At 63.9% G+C, this 15,412-nt stretch carries 11 protein-coding genes and 1 pseudogene (1 of these 12 only partly in view); 5 read left to right on the forward strand and 7 right to left on the reverse strand.

Features of this window, described 5'->3' with window-relative positions:
• Positions 1-102 precede the first annotated feature (102 nt).
• Genes GJA_RS25960 through GJA_RS02675 form a run of 3 tightly spaced genes read left to right on the forward strand, consistent with a single transcriptional unit; the run spans position 103 to position 5,347 of the window.
• On the forward strand, positions 103-744 hold the full coding sequence (locus GJA_RS25960) for a TOL_0243 family YfiR-like periplasmic protein (protein ID WP_051780191.1): 642 nt from the start codon (positions 103-105) through the stop codon (positions 742-744).
• Positions 741-2,759, forward strand: coding sequence for a sensor histidine kinase, YfiR-like protein-associated (locus tag GJA_RS02670; protein WP_038488501.1), 2,019 nt, complete (start codon positions 741-743; stop codon positions 2,757-2,759). Before GJA_RS25960 ends, GJA_RS02670 begins: the two co-directional genes overlap by 4 nt.
• Entirely contained in the window at positions 2,756-5,347 is a 2,592-nt protein-coding gene (locus GJA_RS02675) for an EAL domain-containing protein (RefSeq protein ID WP_038488502.1), read from the forward strand. Before GJA_RS02670 ends, GJA_RS02675 begins: the two co-directional genes overlap by 4 nt.
• Positions 5,348-5,361: 14 nt before the next feature.
• On the opposite strand, the gene thiL is transcribed toward GJA_RS02675, so the two are convergent.
• Together thiL and GJA_RS02685 are read right to left on the reverse strand one after the other, a co-directional pair.
• Positions 5,362-6,327: a thiamine-phosphate kinase gene (gene thiL, locus GJA_RS02680; RefSeq protein WP_038488506.1), complete on the reverse strand. Its 966-nt coding sequence runs from the start codon at positions 6,325-6,327 to the stop codon at positions 5,362-5,364.
• Between the two features lie 26 nt (positions 6,328-6,353).
• A complete protein-coding gene (locus GJA_RS02685) occupies positions 6,354-6,845 on the reverse strand; it encodes a MarR family winged helix-turn-helix transcriptional regulator (protein ID WP_038488509.1) in 492 nt (163 codons plus the stop codon).
• 115 nt (positions 6,846-6,960) lie between these two features.
• Here GJA_RS02685 and GJA_RS02690 point away from each other — a divergent pair, with 115 nt between their 5' ends.
• Positions 6,961-8,157, forward strand: coding sequence for an MFS transporter (locus tag GJA_RS02690; protein ID WP_038488511.1), 1,197 nt, complete (start codon positions 6,961-6,963; stop codon positions 8,155-8,157).
• A 48-nt stretch (positions 8,158-8,205) separates the two neighbouring features.
• Here the strand turns inward: GJA_RS02690 and GJA_RS28140 are convergent, their stop codons facing one another.
• From GJA_RS28140 to GJA_RS02700, 3 genes and pseudogenes are all read right to left on the reverse strand, one after another.
• Positions 8,206-8,484 (reverse strand): hypothetical protein, encoded by a 279-nt coding sequence (locus GJA_RS28140; protein ID WP_242404637.1) that lies wholly within the window; start codon positions 8,482-8,484, stop codon positions 8,206-8,208.
• 96 nt (positions 8,485-8,580) lie between these two features.
• Positions 8,581-9,018, reverse strand: a pseudogene (locus GJA_RS28145) (FAD-dependent oxidoreductase); the annotation flags it as partial.
• Complete coding sequence (locus GJA_RS02700; protein ID WP_156484168.1) at positions 8,910-9,416, reverse strand: rubrerythrin family protein; 507 nt, start codon at positions 9,414-9,416, stop codon at positions 8,910-8,912. The gene GJA_RS02700 and the pseudogene GJA_RS28145, both read right to left, overlap by 109 nt.
• Positions 9,417-9,680: 264 nt before the next feature.
• On the opposite strand from GJA_RS02700, the gene GJA_RS02705 reads away from it, so the two are divergent.
• Positions 9,681-11,999: an NADP-dependent malic enzyme gene (locus GJA_RS02705; protein ID WP_038488513.1), complete on the forward strand. Its 2,319-nt coding sequence runs from the start codon at positions 9,681-9,683 to the stop codon at positions 11,997-11,999.
• A gap of 319 nt (positions 12,000-12,318) precedes the next feature.
• Here GJA_RS02705 and GJA_RS02710 read toward each other — a convergent pair whose 3' ends face one another.
• A complete protein-coding gene (locus tag GJA_RS02710; protein ID WP_038488515.1) occupies positions 12,319-13,320 on the reverse strand; it encodes an HD-GYP domain-containing protein in 1,002 nt (333 codons plus the stop codon).
• A protein-coding gene (locus GJA_RS28150) for a PAS domain-containing hybrid sensor histidine kinase/response regulator (RefSeq protein ID WP_242404430.1) crosses the window boundary here: on the reverse strand, positions 13,317-15,412 show its 3' portion. It continues 10 nt past the right edge of the window; the window shows 2,096 of its 2,106 coding nt (coding positions 11-2,106); its start codon lies off the right edge, out of view — the gene reads right to left on this strand; it ends in the stop codon at positions 13,317-13,319. The genes GJA_RS02710 and GJA_RS28150 overlap by 4 nt, the downstream gene beginning before the upstream one ends.

Genomic DNA, 15,412 nt, shown 5'->3' on the forward strand with positions numbered 1-15,412 from the left:
TTTGTGGCAACTTATTGCCCGGCAGACGAACAAAAATTGGCGCGCTGCCTTCAGCACTTAACTTAAGCGGCGTATTTGAACGCAGTATTTTTAGCGGTTGTCATGGCGATTTTGAATTGGAGTGACCGGCAATCCCCGCCCGCCCATGGCCTGTGGCGCGCCATATTCCGCTGCGTGTCTCCGTTGCTGTTCCTGCTCCTTTCGCTGCTGCTGGCATTGTGCTGCTGCGGCGCCGCGCGGGCGCAGGCGCAGGCGCAGGCGCAGGCCAGCGGCGCGCTGGAGCGCCAGGTCAAGGCCGCCTACCTGTATAAATTCACCGGTTTTGTCGAGTGGCCGGACGGCAGTTTTACCCGTCCCGACAATCCGCTGGTGATCGGCGTGGCCGGTGCCGACGTGCTGGCCGATCAGCTGGAACAAACCGTGGCCGGCCACCTGGCCAATGGCCGCGCCATCCTGGTGCGCAAGCTGCGCCGCGGCGACAGTCTGGCCGGCCTGCACATCCTGTTCATCGGCCCGATGGAGCGTGCGCCGCTGCAGGAAATCATCGCCGCCAGCCGCGGCTTGCCGCTGCTGACCGTCAGCGATAGCGACGACGCCTACGCGCAGGGCAGCATGGTCAACTTCGTGGTGGTCGACGACAAGTTGCGTTTCGAAGTGGCGCTCAAACCGGTGCTGTTATCGCGCATGAAAATCAGCGCGCGGCTGCTGTCGGCGGCGTACAAAGTGCAAACGGGGGGCCTGTGATCCGTTTGCGCTCGATCCGTCACAAGCTGCTGGCGGTGGTCTTGCTGACTACGCTGGTGGCGACCATGGTGTCGCTGGGCACCATCGTGGCCTACGATTTGCGGGCCTACCACCGCAACCTGTTGTCCGACATGACCACCCAGGCCGAATTGCTGGGCCATATGAGCGCGGCCGCGCTGACCTTCGACGACCAGCGCCTTGCCACTGAAAACCTGGGCCTGCTGCGCATCCGGCCCAAGGTGCAGGCCGGCGCGATCTATAACGCGCGCGGCGAACTGTTCGCCACCTACCAGACGCCGTACCGGCAGGATCCGGTGCCGGCGCGCGCCGACAGCGCCGGCGTGCGCGTCGGCGACAAGTTGCTGACGCTATCCACGCCCATCATCGACAATGGCGAATTGATCGGCACCGTGTATTTGCGCGCCGAGTACGAATTGAGCGGGCGCACCTTCGATTATCTGTCGATCGGCCTCGGCGTGACCTTGCTGGCGCTGCTGGTGGCCTACCTGATCCTGCGCCGCCTCGATCATGTGATCACCCAGCCGATACTCGACATCGCCGATGTGGCGCGGGAAGTGATCGAGACGCGCGACTATTCGCGCCGGGCGCGCAAGATCAGCGACGACGAAGTGGCGCAACTGGTCGACTCGTTCAACAAGATGCTGGCCGAAATCGAATACCGCACCGGCGAACTGGAAAGCTCGAACGCCGAAATCGCCCATGAGGCGCGGCAGCGCGCGTCGGCCCAGCAAGAGGTGATGCGGCTCAACGAGGAGCTCGAATTGCGGGTGCAGGAACGCACCATGCAGCTGGAAGTGACCAACGGCGAGCTGGCGGTGGCGATGGAAGAGGCGCGCGGCGCCAACCAGGCCAAGTCGGCCTTCCTGTCGTCGATGAGCCATGAATTGCGCACCCCGCTGAACGCGATCCTCGGCTTTGCGCAAATCCTCTGTTCCGACCGGCTGCCGTCGACGCTGGTGCAAAAGAAGGAATTCGCCGGCCATATCCTGAAGTCCGGCCGTCACCTGCTGACCTTGATCAATGAAATTCTCGACCTGGCCAAGGTCGAGTCGGGCACCGTCAACCTGTCGCTGGAGCCGGTCGGGCTGGACGAGATCCTCGGCGAATGCCGCGGCATGATCGAACCGCTGGTGGCGCAGCGCGGCATTCAAGTCTATTTTCCCGACGATGGCAGCCTGAACGTGCTGGCCGACCGCACCCGCCTGAAGCAGATCTTGCTGAACCTGCTGTCGAACGCGCTCAAGTACAACCGCGCCGCCGGCACCGTGCACGTGACTTGCGGCGCGACGGCGCCGGGCACGGTACGCATCTCGGTGCGCGACAGCGGCATCGGGCTGACGCCGCAACAACTGGCATCGCTGTTCCAGCCATTCAACCGGCTGGGCCAGGAATCCGGGCCGGAAGAGGGCAGCGGCATCGGCCTGGTGGTCACCAAGCGGCTGGTCGAACTGATGCGCGGCACCATCGGGGTCGATAGCGCGGCCGGTATCGGCAGCACCTTCTGGATCGATTTGCAGGCCGCCGATCCGGTGGTCTTGCCGGCCGATGCCGCGCCGGCTGCGGCCCGCCAGGACGATGCTGACGTGGCGGCGCTGCCGGACACGCCGGTGACGCTGCTGTATGTCGAAGACAATCCGGCCAACCTGAAACTGGTCGAGGAAATCGTCCGTTTCCGTCCCGGCATGCGGCTGTTGTCGGCGCCGGACGGCCACCTCGGCGTGGACATGGCGCGGGCCCATGCGCCGCAATTGATTTTGATGGATATCAACCTGCCCAGCGTCAGCGGTTATGAGGCATTGAAAATGCTGTCCGCCGACCCGCGCACCGCGCACATCCCGGTGATCGCGCTGACCGCCAACGCGATGCCGCGCGACGTGGAAAAAGGCATGGCGCAGGGGTTTTTCCGCTATCTGACCAAGCCCATCAACATTGATGAATTCACCGAGGCCATCAATAGCACGCTGGCCCATGTTACACAGCAGGGACGCACATGATCAGCCAGGCCGCCATATCCGCGCTACCGGGGGTGGTATCCGGCATACTGCATGCGAAAATCCTGATCGTCGACGACCAGGCCGTCAATTTGCGGCTGCTGGAACATCTGCTGACCAGCGCCGGTTATACGGCGGTCAGCGTCACCAGCGATGCGCGCGGCGTGGCGGCGGCGCACCGCCGCGAATGCTACGACCTGATCATCCTCGACATGCTGATGCCGGAGATGAGCGGCTTCGACGTGATGGAGGCGCTCAAGCCGCAGGAAGCGGAAGCTTATCTGCCGGTGCTGGTGGTGACCGCCGATCCCGACTTGAAACTGGCCGCGCTGGACGCCGGCGCGCGCGACTTCATCAGCAAGCCCTTCGATTCGGTGGAAGTGCTGACGCGCATCCGCAACATGCTGGAAGTGCGGCTGATGCACCGCGCGGTGCGCAACTACAATACCCTGCTGGAGCAGGCGGTACGCCAGCGCACCGCCGAGCTGCAGCGTTTTCGCAGCGCCATCGACGCCACCGCCGACGCCATCTTCCTGATCGACGCCGCCGCTACCCGGATACTGGACGCGAATGACGGCGCCTGCCGCCTGCTCGGTTATTCGCGCGCCGAATTGCTGGCGCTGGCGCCGGCGGTATTGTTGCCCAGGCCGCCCCGGCCGCGCAGCGGCGCGCCGGCATTGACCGAGTGCGACATCGGGCGCCGCGACGGCAGCCCGGTGCCGGTCGAACTGTGCTGGCAATGGCAGGATGGCGCGGCGGCGACCGCCGACGCCGCCGGCAATGCCGGCGTGGCGTTATTGATCGCGGTGGCGCGCGACATCAGCGAGCGGCGCCAGTCGCAGGAGCGGCTGAAACACCTGGCCAACTACGACAGCCTGACCGGCTTGCCGAACCGCGCGCTGTTTTACCAGACGCTGGCGCAGGCGGTCGAACTGGCGCGCGAAAAAGCGTGGCGCATCGTGGTGCTGTTCATCGCGCTGGACCGTTTCAAGGGCATCAACGATACGCTGGGCGCGGCGCTGGGCGACGAATTGCTGCGCCAGTTCAGCAACCGGCTGGTGCAATGCGTGCGCCTGCGCGACACCGTCGGCCGGCTCGGCAACGATGAATTCGCGCTGATCCTGACCATGCCCCGCAACCAGCAGGACGCGGTCAACGTGGCCAACCAGGTGCGCGAAGCATTGCGCGCGCCGTTCGACCTGCGCGGCCACGCGGCGACGCTGACCGCCAGCATCGGCATCGCCATGTACCCGGACGACGCGACCGACCCGGACACGCTGGTCAAGTACGCCAATACCGCGATGGGCGGCGCCAAGCAGGCCGGGCGCGACGGTTACCGCTTTTTCACGGCCGGCATGAACGTGCAGGTGCTGGCCCGGCTGGACCTGGAACTGGCGCTGCGCCACGCGCTGCAGCACGATGAATTCGTGCTGCATTACCAGCCCAAGGTCGACCTGCGTACCGGCCGCGTCAGCGGCGTCGAAGCGCTGCTGCGCTGGGCGCGTCCCGGCTACGGCCTGGTGGCGCCGTCCGAATTCGTGCCGCTGCTGGAAGATACCGGCCTGGTCGTGCGCGCCGGCGCCTGGGTGCTGCTGGAAGCGTGCCGCCAGATCGCGCTGTGGCGCGGTTCCGGGGTCGGCCCGGTGCGGGTGGCGGTGAACGTGTCGAGCCGCCAGTTCGCCGAGGGCGACCTGGAAGCGGAAGTGCGCCACGCGCTGGCCCATTACCAGGTGCCGGCCGAATTGCTGGAACTGGAATTGACCGAAACCGCGCTGATGCTGAACGCCGAGCGCACCGTCACCTTGCTGGGCAATTTGAAACGGATCGGCGTCAAGATCGCCATCGACGATTTCGGCACCGGTTATTCCAGCCTGTCGTATCTGCAGCGCTTCCCGATCGACAAGCTGAAGATCGACATCGCCTTCGTGCGCAACATCGTGGTCAACCCGAACGATGCGGCGATCGCGCTGGCCATCATCAGCATGGCGCACAGCCTGAAACTGGGGGTGATCGCCGAAGGCGTCGAATCGCGTCCGCAGCTGGAATATTTACGGCGCAACCGCTGCGATGAAATCCAGGGCTATTATTTCAGCCGCCCGCTGCCGGCGCTGGAACTGGGCCAGTTGATCGAGGCCGGCACCGGCCTGGCGCCGGAACAGGACCAGCTGGCGCAGCCAGCGCAAACCCTGCTGATCGTCGACGACGACGTGAATGTACTGTCGGCGCTGCACCGCTTGTTTACGCCGGACGGCTACCAGATCCTGACGGCGGCGTCGCCGGCCGAGGGTTTTGACATGCTGGCGCTGCACCGGGTGCACGTGATCGTCTGCGACCAGCGCATGCCGGCCATGAGCGGCACCGAGTTCCTCAGCAAGGTCAAGCAGCTGTACCCGGAAACCATACGGATTATCCTGTCCGGTTATACCGGGCTGGAAGCGGTGCTCGATTCGATCAACCGCGGCGCGATCTACCGTTTTTATACCAAGCCGTGGGACGACACCCAATTGCGCGACAATATCCGGCTGGCGTTCCATCATTACTGGCTGATGAACCAGCCCGGCGCGCGCCGGCTGGGCGAACCGGACGCGTAGGTAGCAGGGGCGGATCAGGCCGTGAAGTGGTCGAAGCCGGCCAATGCCAGGTCCAGCGCGCGGCGATCGCCATCGACCAGCCGCAAGCCGCTGGCGCTATCGATGCTGCCGACCCGCGTCACCTGCGTGGCTGCCGCGGCGGCCAGCGCCAGGATCGCCGCGCGCGACGAGACCGGCGCGCTGAAGCACAATTCATAATCGTCGCCGCCGGCCGCCGTGAAACGGCGCCGCAGCGCCTGCTCCTGCGCGGCCAGCACCGGTCCGGCCGGCAAGGCGTCGACATCCAGCGTGGCGCCGACCTTCGATGCCGCGAGGATGTGGCCGAGGTCGCCCACCAGTCCATCCGAAATATCGATCGCCGCGTGGGCCAGCCCGGATGCGGCCAGCGCCACGCCGAGCCGCACGCGGGGCGACGGTGCATGCATGCGTTGCGCCGCAAGCGCCAGGTCGGCCGGGTCCAGCTTATGTTCGATGCGGTAGCCGGCCAGCGCCAGCCGGGCGTCGCCCAGCGTGCCGCTGATCCAGATATCGTCGCCGGCCTGCGCCGCGGCGCGCCGCAAGGCCTGGCCCGGTGACAGTTCGCCGAAAATGGTGATGCAGATATTCAGCGGTCCCTTGGTGGTGTCGCCGCCGATCAGCTCGCAGCCGAATTCGTCGGCCAGCGCAAACAGGCCTTCCGAAAAGCCGGCCAGCCAGTGGCGGTTCGCCTCGGGCAGCGCCAGCGCCAGCGTAAAAGCGACCGGACGGGCGCCCATCGCCGCCAGGTCCGACAAATTCACCGCCAGGCTTTTATGGCCCAGCTTGCGCGGGTCGGCGCCGGAGAAGAAATGCCGGCCTTCGACCAGCATATCGGACGAAATCGCCATCTGCCGGCCCGGCGTCGGCGTCAGCAGCGCGCAATCGTCGCCGATGCCGAGAGTGGCGCGGCCGGCGCGGGGGCGTTGAAAATATTCTTTAATGAGGTCGAATTCGGAGAGCATGGCGCGATTGTAATCTGTCCCCGGGTTTACAGGCTGGAATGCAGCTTGGCCAGCAGGCGGTCGAGCTGCTGCTGCTCTTCGCTGCTCAGTACCGCCAGCACGCGGCGCTCGTTTTCCAGGTGCAGGCCGACCAGTTGGTCGATCAGCGCCAGTCCGCTTTCCGTCAGCGCCACCAGCACGCCGCGCCGGTCGCTCGGGTGTTTTTGGCGCTCGATCCAGCCGGCATGTTCAAGCCGGTCGATGCGGTTGGTCATGCCGCCCGACGACAGCATCGCCGCTTCATACAGCGCGGTCGGGGTCAGCGCATACGGCGCGCCGGAGCGGCGCAGCGTGGCCAGCACGTCGAATTCTCCCGGCTGCAAGCCGTGTTCGGCGAACAGGGGATTGATACAGTCGCGCGCAATCACTTGCGCCGCCGACGCCAGTTGCCCGACCACTTGCATGGCGAACAGGTCGAGATCCGGCCGTTCCTTGCGCCATTGGTCGGCGGCAAATTGTGCGCGGTTGCGATTAACCATGATTTTTCCAAACTATTTCGATATTAAGATACATTTTCTTCTTTATGTTAAGATACTTTTCATCAAACTAATTGCATATTACACCCAGGCCTGCGGGCCGGAACAGCCAAACATCATGTCTACTTCGACCAGTAAAGCGCCGTCGGGCGCGCTTATTATCCTCGCCATTATCTTGCTCGGCCTGAATTTACGGCCGATTCTTGCCGCCATCGGTCCGTTGCTCGACCAGATCCAGGCCTCGACCGGTATCAGCAGCAGCGGCGCCGGTTTGCTGACCACCGTACCGGTATTCGCCATGGGCGTATGCGCCTTGCTGGGCGCGCAATTGCAAAAACGCCTGGGCGTCTACCGCGGTATTGCGCTGGGCAGCGTCGTGATCGGCGCCGCGTCGTTGCTGCGCTGGCCCTTGCACGGCAGCAGCGGCTTGATCGCCACCGCCGCGCTGGGCGGACTCGGCATCGCGCTGGTGCAAGCCTTGTTGCCCGCCTTTATCAAGCGCCACTTTCCCGAGCGCGCCGGACAATTGATGGGTTTGTATACCACCGGCATCATGGGCGGCGCCGCGCTGGCGGCGGCATCCGCGTCGCCGCTGGCGCGCGGCACCGGCTGGTCCGGTTTGCTGGCGCTGTGGGCGATCCCCGCCTTGCTGGCGGCGGCGCTGTGGATATGCGCGGCGCGTCCGTACCGGGCGGCGGGCGCCGGCGTCTCGGCCAAACTGCCGACCCATGCGCCGCGCGCCTGGCTGCTGATGGTGTTTTTCGGCATCGGCACCGGCGCCTATACGCTGGTGCTGGCCTGGCTGCCGCCGTATTACACCCAGCTCGGCTGGAGCGCCGCCGACAGCGGCTTGCTGCTGGGTGCGCTGACGCTGACCGAAGTCGTGGCCGGACTGGTGGTGTCGGCGCTCATCAATGCCTTTCCGGACCGCCGCGTGCTGCTGTTGACGGTGTTGCTGTGCGTGCTGGCCGGACTGGTGTGCCTGATCGTCGCACCCGCGCCGCTGGCGATTCCGGCGATTATCCTGCTCGGCTGCGGCATCGGCGCGCTGTTTCCCTTGTCGCTGATCGTCACGATGGACCATGTGCGCGACCCGGCCGGCGCCGGTTCGCTGCTCGGTTTTGTGCAGGGCGGCGGTTACATCATCGCCAGCAGCATGCCGTTCATCGCCGGCCTGATCCGCGAACACTCATCCAGCCTGAGTCAGGCCTGGATGGTGATGGCGGGCGGCGTGCTGCTGTTGCTGGTGATTGCGCTGCGCTTGTCGCCGCAGTCGCGGCTGGAAGCGAGTGGATTGCTGGCAGCGGCGCGATAAGCGCGGTATGGTCTTTGGCGTGCCGTCACCAGTGGCCAAGGGGAGCGTTTAATCGACCTTGCTGTGCAGCGCGGCCAGCAAGCCCTGCCGCAATGCCGGGGTATGTTGCGACAAGCCAAATCCGCGCAACACGCCCTGCTCATCGATAAAACGCGACACCGTGCGCTCGCCATCGTGCTCATCGCTCCAACGGCCATTGACACCAGGCAGCGGCGGCGACAAGGCCAGCGTATAGCTCGGCGTCTTGACGATCACCGCTTCGGCCTTGAATGCGATCGCCGTTGCCGTGCCGGACAAGGTCGCGGCGATGGCCCGCGCCGCCGTCATCAGCGGCGCCACATACGGCAGCACCGCGCTGCCGCCGGCGCTCGCATATTCGGCGCAATCGCCAAGCGCATAAATGCCGGGCACGCTGGTTTGCCCGAATTGATCCACGATAATGCCGCGTCCGGTAGACAAGCCGGCCGCTTGCGCCAGGGCGATGGCGGGACGCAAGCCGACCGCCGACAGCACGATATCGGCGTCAATTTTTTCGCCATTTCCCAAGGTAACTTCCAGCATGCCGGAAGGTGTCCGGTGCACGCCGCTGGCGCTGGTGTTCAGTTGCAAGGCAATCGACCGGCCGCGCCACGCCGCCGTCAATCCCAGCGACAAGGCCGGTGCGGCCAGCGCCGACAACGGCCGCGGATTCGGATCGACCAGCGTCACGTGATGGCCGGCCGACGATAAGTCTTCGGCAAATTCGGAACCGATCAGGCCGGCGCCCAGGATGGCGATGCGCGCCGGACGGCCGAGCTTGGCCAGTTGCGCACGGAACCCGGCGTAATCGTCCAGGTGGTTGATCGACAGCACTTGATGTGCGGCATCGCCGGCCAGCGGCAAGCGAATTGCTTGCGCCCCCAGCGCCAGCACCAATCGTCGAACTCGGCCACGGCGGCGCTATTGCCTTCTTGCACAGCCAGGTGGCGGAATTGCGGGTACATCTCGGTGTATTCGTAGGTCTCGCCTTCGATCGCGATTTCCAGCGCCTTGGCCGGAGTCATGTGCGCTTTCGAATACAGCAGGTCGAGATGGCCGAAGGCGTGCAGTACTTCCTGGTCGGCGGTTTCTTCAAATACCTTGGCGACGTCTTCGGCGCCGGCGGCGCGCGCCAGTTTGGCGAAGTAGCGGTATTTGATGTGCGCCATCGCTTCGCCGGCAAACGCCGATTCGAGGTTGCCGATGGTGACTGATTTGACGCCGTTGTCTTGCTGTGCCATGGTGTGCTCCGTAAATAGTGGTATTGGGAATTCTTATTAAGTAATGCAATCGATATTTAAAATATCATAGCTAAAAGCGATTGATTGTGAAAATTGATTATAAATATCAATACGATAGTATTTTATTTAGTGCCCAGGGGTACAATTATTAGCTTTAGTGATAACAGAGTGTGGCTTGGGGAAAATACCTAGCTAATTGAAAGTAAGCGTCTGATAAAATCGGAGGCTTTCCGATCGAACAAAAACAGGAAGGCAGCACAGAAAATGGATTCGTCATCTGATCAAAAAGAGGAATTGCGTCAACAACTGCGCCTGGCCGCACTCGAATACCACGAGTGCCCGACGCCAGGAAAAATCAGTGTTACGCCCACCAAACAGTTGACCAACCAGCGCGACCTGGCGCTGGCGTATTCGCCGGGTGTCGCGGCGCCGTGCGAAGAGATCGTCATCGATCCCGCCAACGCTTATAAATACACTGCCCGCGGCAACCTGGTCGCAGTTATCACCAACGGCACCGCCGTGCTGGGCCTGGGCAATATCGGCCCGCTCGCCGCCAAGCCTGTGATGGAGGGCAAGGGCGTACTGTTCAAGAAGTTCGCCGGCATCGACGTGTTCGACATTGAAATCAATGAATCCGACCCGGACAAACTGGTCGACATCATCGCCTCGCTGGAACCGACCTTCGGCGGCGTGAACCTGGAAGATATCAAGGCGCCAGAGTGTTTCTATATCGAACGCCAATTGCGCGAACGGATGAAGATTCCCGTCTTCCATGACGACCAGCACGGCACCGCGATCATCGTCGGCGCGGCCATCCTGAACGGCTTGAAAGCGGTCGGCAAGAAAATCGAAGAATGCAAACTGGTGGTGTCCGGCGCCGGCGCCGCCGCGCTGGCTTGCCTCGACCTGATCGTCGACCTCGGCTTTCCGCTGAAAAACATCTATGTCACCGACCTGGCCGGCGTGGTCTACAAGGGCCGCGTCGAATTGATGGACCCGGACAAGGAACGTTTCGCGCAAGATACGCCGCTGCGCACCCTGGCTGAAATCATTCCTGACGCCGACATTTTCCTCGGCGTCTCCGCCGGCGGCGTGCTGAAACAAGACATGGTGCGCCAGATGGCGCCGAATCCATTGATACTGGCGCTGGCCAATCCGAACCCGGAAATCCTGCCGGAAGAAGTCAAGGCCGTGCGCAGCGACGCCATCATCGCCACCGGCCGTTCGGATTACCCGAACCAGGTCAACAATGTGTTGTGCTTCCCGTATATTTTCCGTGGCGCACTCGATTGCGGCGCGACCACCATCACCCGTGAAATGGAAATCGCGGTGGTGCACGCGATCGCCGACCTGGCCCACGCCGAGCAATCGGACATCGTCGCCACCACCTACGGCATCAGCAACCTGTCGTTCGGTCCGGAATACCTGATTCCGATGCCGTTCGATCCGCGTTTGCTGATCAAGATCGCGCCGGCAGTGGCCCAGGCCGCCTTCGAATCCGGCGTGGCCACCCGCCCGATCAAGGATTTGCAAGCCTACGCCGACAGTCTGCAGCAATTCGTGTACCGCAGCGGCACCTTCATGAAGCCGCTGTTCCTGATGGCGAAAAGCACGCCTGCCGAACTCAAGCGCATCGTCTACGCCGAAGGCGAAGAAGAGCGCGTGTTGCGCGCCGTGCAAGTGGTGGTTGACGAGCGTCTGGCGCGTCCTATCCTGGTGGGCCGCCCTGCGGTGCTGGAAGCGCGCATCCAGAAATTTGGCCTGCGCCTGAAGCACGGCGTCGATTTCGACGTCATCAATCCGGATTTCGATGAGCGTTACCGCGATTACTGGCACACCTATTACGAGATGACCAGCCGCAAGGGCGTCACCGAAGAATACGCCAAGCTGGAAATGCGCCGCCGCCACACCCTGATCGGTTCGATGATGATACACAAGGGCGACGCCGACGGCATGATTTGCGGCACCTTCGGCACCACCCAGCTGCACCTGGACTACATCGACCAGGTACTGGGCAAGCGCGCCGGCAGCAATGTTTACGCGGCAATGAACGTGCTGATCATGCCTGAGCGCCAACTGGTGATCGTCGATACCCACGTCAATGACAATCCGAACCCGGATCAACTGGCCGAGATCACCATCATGGCGGCCGAGGAAATGACCCGTTTCGGCCTGTCGCCGCGCGCCGCGCTGCTGTCGCATTCGAACTTCGGTTCCAGCGACAGTGCTTCGGCGCAAAAAATGCGTGCCGCGCTGGACATCATCAAGCAAAAAGCGCCGGACCTGGAAATCGACGGCGAAATGCATGGCGATACCGCGCTGGATTCGAAATTGCGCAAGAAGATCATGCCGAATTCGGATTTGAAGAACGACGCCAACCTGCTGGTGATGCCGAACATCGACGCCGCCAACATTGCCTATAACCTGCTGAAAACGGCGGCCGGCAACGGCATCGCGGTCGGTCCTATCCTGCTCGGCTGCGCCAAGCCGGTGCATATCCTGACCCCGTCGGCCACCGTGCGCCGCATCGTCAACATGACCGCGCTGTGCGTGGTCGATGCGGTGGCGCAACGCAAGGTGTAATTGCCAGACTGCTAGTGCACGATGAAAACAGAGGCTTCGCGCCTCTGTTTTTGTATGTCCGCGTCATCCGGCCTACCGCATCAGTTGCTTTCTTTTGCACTTTTGATCTCGATCAAACCCGGGCTCCCCATACCGTCTTAAGATGGCACCGAACTCCTTGCTCTCCCAGCGGTCTTCAATCACGTCGTAGCCATTGCTATCGGCGACATATTGTGTGACGCAACAGCGCTGTCAGGTGCGGGAGTTCACCTCGATTCAGCTTGTTTCCCATCCGCTTGCGCGCGCTGGTAATACGCAGGGTGCTGATGCATCGTGCTGATTACTCGTGCTCCTCCCAGCGCACGCGGATTTCATTTACGGCCGGCATTTTCTCGACGAACAGGTCCACCAGCGTCGGATCGAAATGCCGGCCGCGCTGTTCTTGCAGGTAGCCCACCGCATCGTCGACCGGCCAGGCCCGTTTGTAGGGACGGGTCGAGGTCAGCGCGTCGAACACGTCGGCGATCGCGACTATCCTTCCTTCGAGGCAAATATTTTCGCCGGCCAGCTGGTTCGGATAGCCGCTGCCATCCCATTTTTCATGGTGCGTCAGCGCGATCTGGCGCGCCACGCCCAGCATGCTGCTGTCCGGGTGCTCGCCGATGATGGCGGCGCCGATCGCCGCATGGGTTTGCATGATGGCCCATTCGTCGCTGTCCAGCTTGCCCGGTTTTTGCAGGATGCGGTCGGGGATGCCGATCTTGCCGACGTCGTGCATCGGCGCCGCGTGCAGCAAGTCGTCGGCCTCGATGTCATCCATGCCGGCCGCGCGTCCCAGCAGGCGCGCGTAATGGCTCATGCGGATCACGTGCAAGCCGGTTTCATTGTCCTTGTATTCGGCCGCCAGGCCCAGCCGCTGGACGATTTGCAGCTGGGTTTCCTTCAATTCATCGATGCGCACCAGCGACAAATGGGTGCGCAGCCGGGCCCGCACGATCGGCGGGCTGACCGGCTTGGTGATGTAGTCGACGGCGCCGGCGTCGAAGCCGACCAGTTCGTCGTTCGGGTCGCTCAGCGCGGTGACGAAAATCACCGGCATCGCGCTGGTGGCCGGATCGGCCTTGAGCACGCGGCATACATCGTAGCCGCTCATGCCGGGCATCATCACGTCGAGCAAGACCAGCGCCGGGCGTTCCTGGCGCGCCAGTTCCAGCGCCCGCGCGCCATCCTTGGCGTACAGCAGGCGGTAATCGTCCTGCAGTATATGGCGCAGCAATTGCAGGTTGGCTGCTTCGTCGTCGACCACCAGGATCAGCGGTTTTTTATGGGAATGGATGCTCATGTCGGCTCCGTGTCGTAAGTGTTGAGCAGTGTTTGCAAGCGGGTTTGCGCCAGCGGAAAGTCGAAGTCGTCCAGCGCCGCCCGCAATGGCGCCAGGATCGCCGCATGCGCGCCCAGCGCGGTTTCCAGCGCCGCCAGCGCCGCATCGTCGAGCTGGCCGTGGCCCAGCGCGGCCAGCAGCGTTGCGGCGGCGTCGCGTGCGCCGCGGCAATCTTGTTGCGCCGTGCCGGCGCTGGCGGCGGGCGCCGCCGCTTGCTGCGCCGTCAGCAGGCGCAGCGCCGCCAGCGCGGCCGACAAGCGGTCCACCAGGTGGCTCAGCGCTTCGCTCATCGCGGCCGCATTGTGATGATCGGCTTCGGCGCACAGGCGTTCCAGCTGCGCCAGCGTGACGCTTAATTGTTCCAGTCCCAGGTTGGCGGCCACGCCGCGCATCTTGTGGGCTTGCGTCTGTGCTGCAAGATATTGCCGCGTTGCGATCAACTCGGCCAGCCGCGGCGCCGCGGCGCAGTAATCGTGGTCGAAGCGGGCCAGCGCCTGGCGGTAGGCGCTGTCGCTGCCGGACCAGCGCGCCAGTCCGGCGCTGCGATGCAGCACGCGCTGGCCGGACGAGGGCGGCTGCGCCGGCGGCTGGTCGTCGGGCAGCGCCGGACGCAAGCCGAGCACCCGCGCGATTTCATGCGACAGCGCATGCCAGTCGACCGGCTTGGTCGCAAACCCATCCATGCCGGCGGCGCGGCTGGCCTTGCGGTGCGCCGCCAGCACGCTGGCGGTCATGGCCACCACCGGCACCCGGGGCGCGCCGTCGCGCAAGGCGGCACGGATTGCCTGGGTCGCCTCCAAACCATCCATGTGCGGCATTTGCAAGTCCATCAGGATCGCGTCGTAGCGCACCGCGCCAGCCATGCGCACCGCCAGCGCGCCGTCGGCGGCGGTGTCGACGCTGTGGCCGTGCTTGCGCAACAGCAGGCACAGCAGTTCGAGGTTTTGCGGCACATCGTCGGCCACCAGGATGCGCAGCGGCGGCAAGTCGAACGGCTGTTGCTGATCCTGGCGGTAGCTGTGCGGCGTATTGCGGGCCGCTTCCAGCGGCAGCAGCACATGGAAGGCGGTGCCGAATCCGGCCTGGCTGTCGGCCCAGATCTTGCCCTGCATCAGCGTCACCAATTGCCGGCTGATGGTGGTGCCCAGGCCGGTGCCGCCGAAGCGCCGGGTAGTCGAATTATCGGCTTGCACGAAGGGATCGAAAATCGCTTCGAGCCGGTCCGGCGGAATGCCGATGCCGGTGTCTTGCACCACGATATGCAATTGTTCGCCTTCTACTTGCGCGCTCAGCGTCACGCTGCCGGAAGTGGTGAACTTGATGGCATTGTCGAGCAAGTTGCTGATCACTTGCCGCAGGCGCAATTCGTCGCCGTATACATTGACCGGCAGCAACGGGTCGTAGCGCAGCTCCATCGCCAGGCCCTTGTTGCGGGCATTGCCGCCGAAGGTGGACGACAGTTCGTCGAGCAGCGCCACCAGATTGTAGTCGTCCAGTTCCAGTTCCACCGCGCCCTTGTCGAGCTTGGCAGTGTCGAGGATTTCATTGAGCAGGCGCAGCAGCGCACGTCCGGCCTGGCGCACCGTATCGAGGTGGCGGCGCTGTTCCGGCAGCAGCGGGGTATCCAGCAACACATCGGTGTAGCCGAGGATGGAATTCATCGGCGTGCGGATTTCATGGCTCATATTGGCGACAAAGCTGGCCCGCGCGGCGGCCGCGTGTTCGGCTTTTTCCTTGGCGTCGCGCAAGTCTTCCTCGATCCGGCGCCGTTCGGTGATGTCGAGGATTACGCCATCGACCCAGCGCACCCGGCCTTCGCCGTCGAGCACCACGGCGCCGCGCTCCCACAGCCAGCGCAAGCCGCCGTCGGCATGGCGCAAGCGGTATTCGAGCAGGTACGGTTCGCCGCTGGCGACGCTGCGCTGGAACACGTCGACCGCATGGCCGCGGTCTTCCGGCACGATCAGCATGGTTACCGTGCGTTGCGGCGGATCGCCGAGGAAGTCTTGCGGCGGATAACCGGTCACTTGTTCGACGCCGTCGCTGATGAACA

This window comes from Janthinobacterium agaricidamnosum NBRC 102515 = DSM 9628 (genome assembly GCF_000723165.1).
In the GTDB taxonomy this organism is placed as follows: Bacteria; Pseudomonadota; Gammaproteobacteria; order Burkholderiales; family Burkholderiaceae_D; genus Janthinobacterium; species Janthinobacterium agaricidamnosum.

Coding starts and splice junctions, on each gene's coding strand:
- GJA_RS25960 (WP_051780191.1), top strand. CDS start 103: ATGGCGATTTTGAATTGGAGTGACCGGCAATCCCCGCCCGCCCATGGC.
- GJA_RS02675 (WP_038488502.1), top strand. CDS start 2,756: ATGATCAGCCAGGCCGCCATATCCGCGCTACCGGGGGTGGTATCCGGC.
- thiL (WP_038488506.1), bottom strand. CDS start 6,327: ATGCTCTCCGAATTCGACCTCATTAAAGAATATTTTCAACGCCCCCGC.
- GJA_RS02685 (WP_038488509.1), bottom strand. CDS start 6,845: ATGGTTAATCGCAACCGCGCACAATTTGCCGCCGACCAATGGCGCAAG.
- GJA_RS02690 (WP_038488511.1), top strand. CDS start 6,961: ATGTCTACTTCGACCAGTAAAGCGCCGTCGGGCGCGCTTATTATCCTC.
- GJA_RS28140 (WP_242404637.1), bottom strand. CDS start 8,484: ATGACGGCGGCGCGGGCCATCGCCGCGACCTTGTCCGGCACGGCAACG.
- GJA_RS02700 (WP_156484168.1), bottom strand. CDS start 9,416: ATGGCACAGCAAGACAACGGCGTCAAATCAGTCACCATCGGCAACCTC.
- GJA_RS02705 (WP_038488513.1), top strand. CDS start 9,681: ATGGATTCGTCATCTGATCAAAAAGAGGAATTGCGTCAACAACTGCGC.
- GJA_RS02710 (WP_038488515.1), bottom strand. CDS start 13,320: ATGAGCATCCATTCCCATAAAAAACCGCTGATCCTGGTGGTCGACGAC.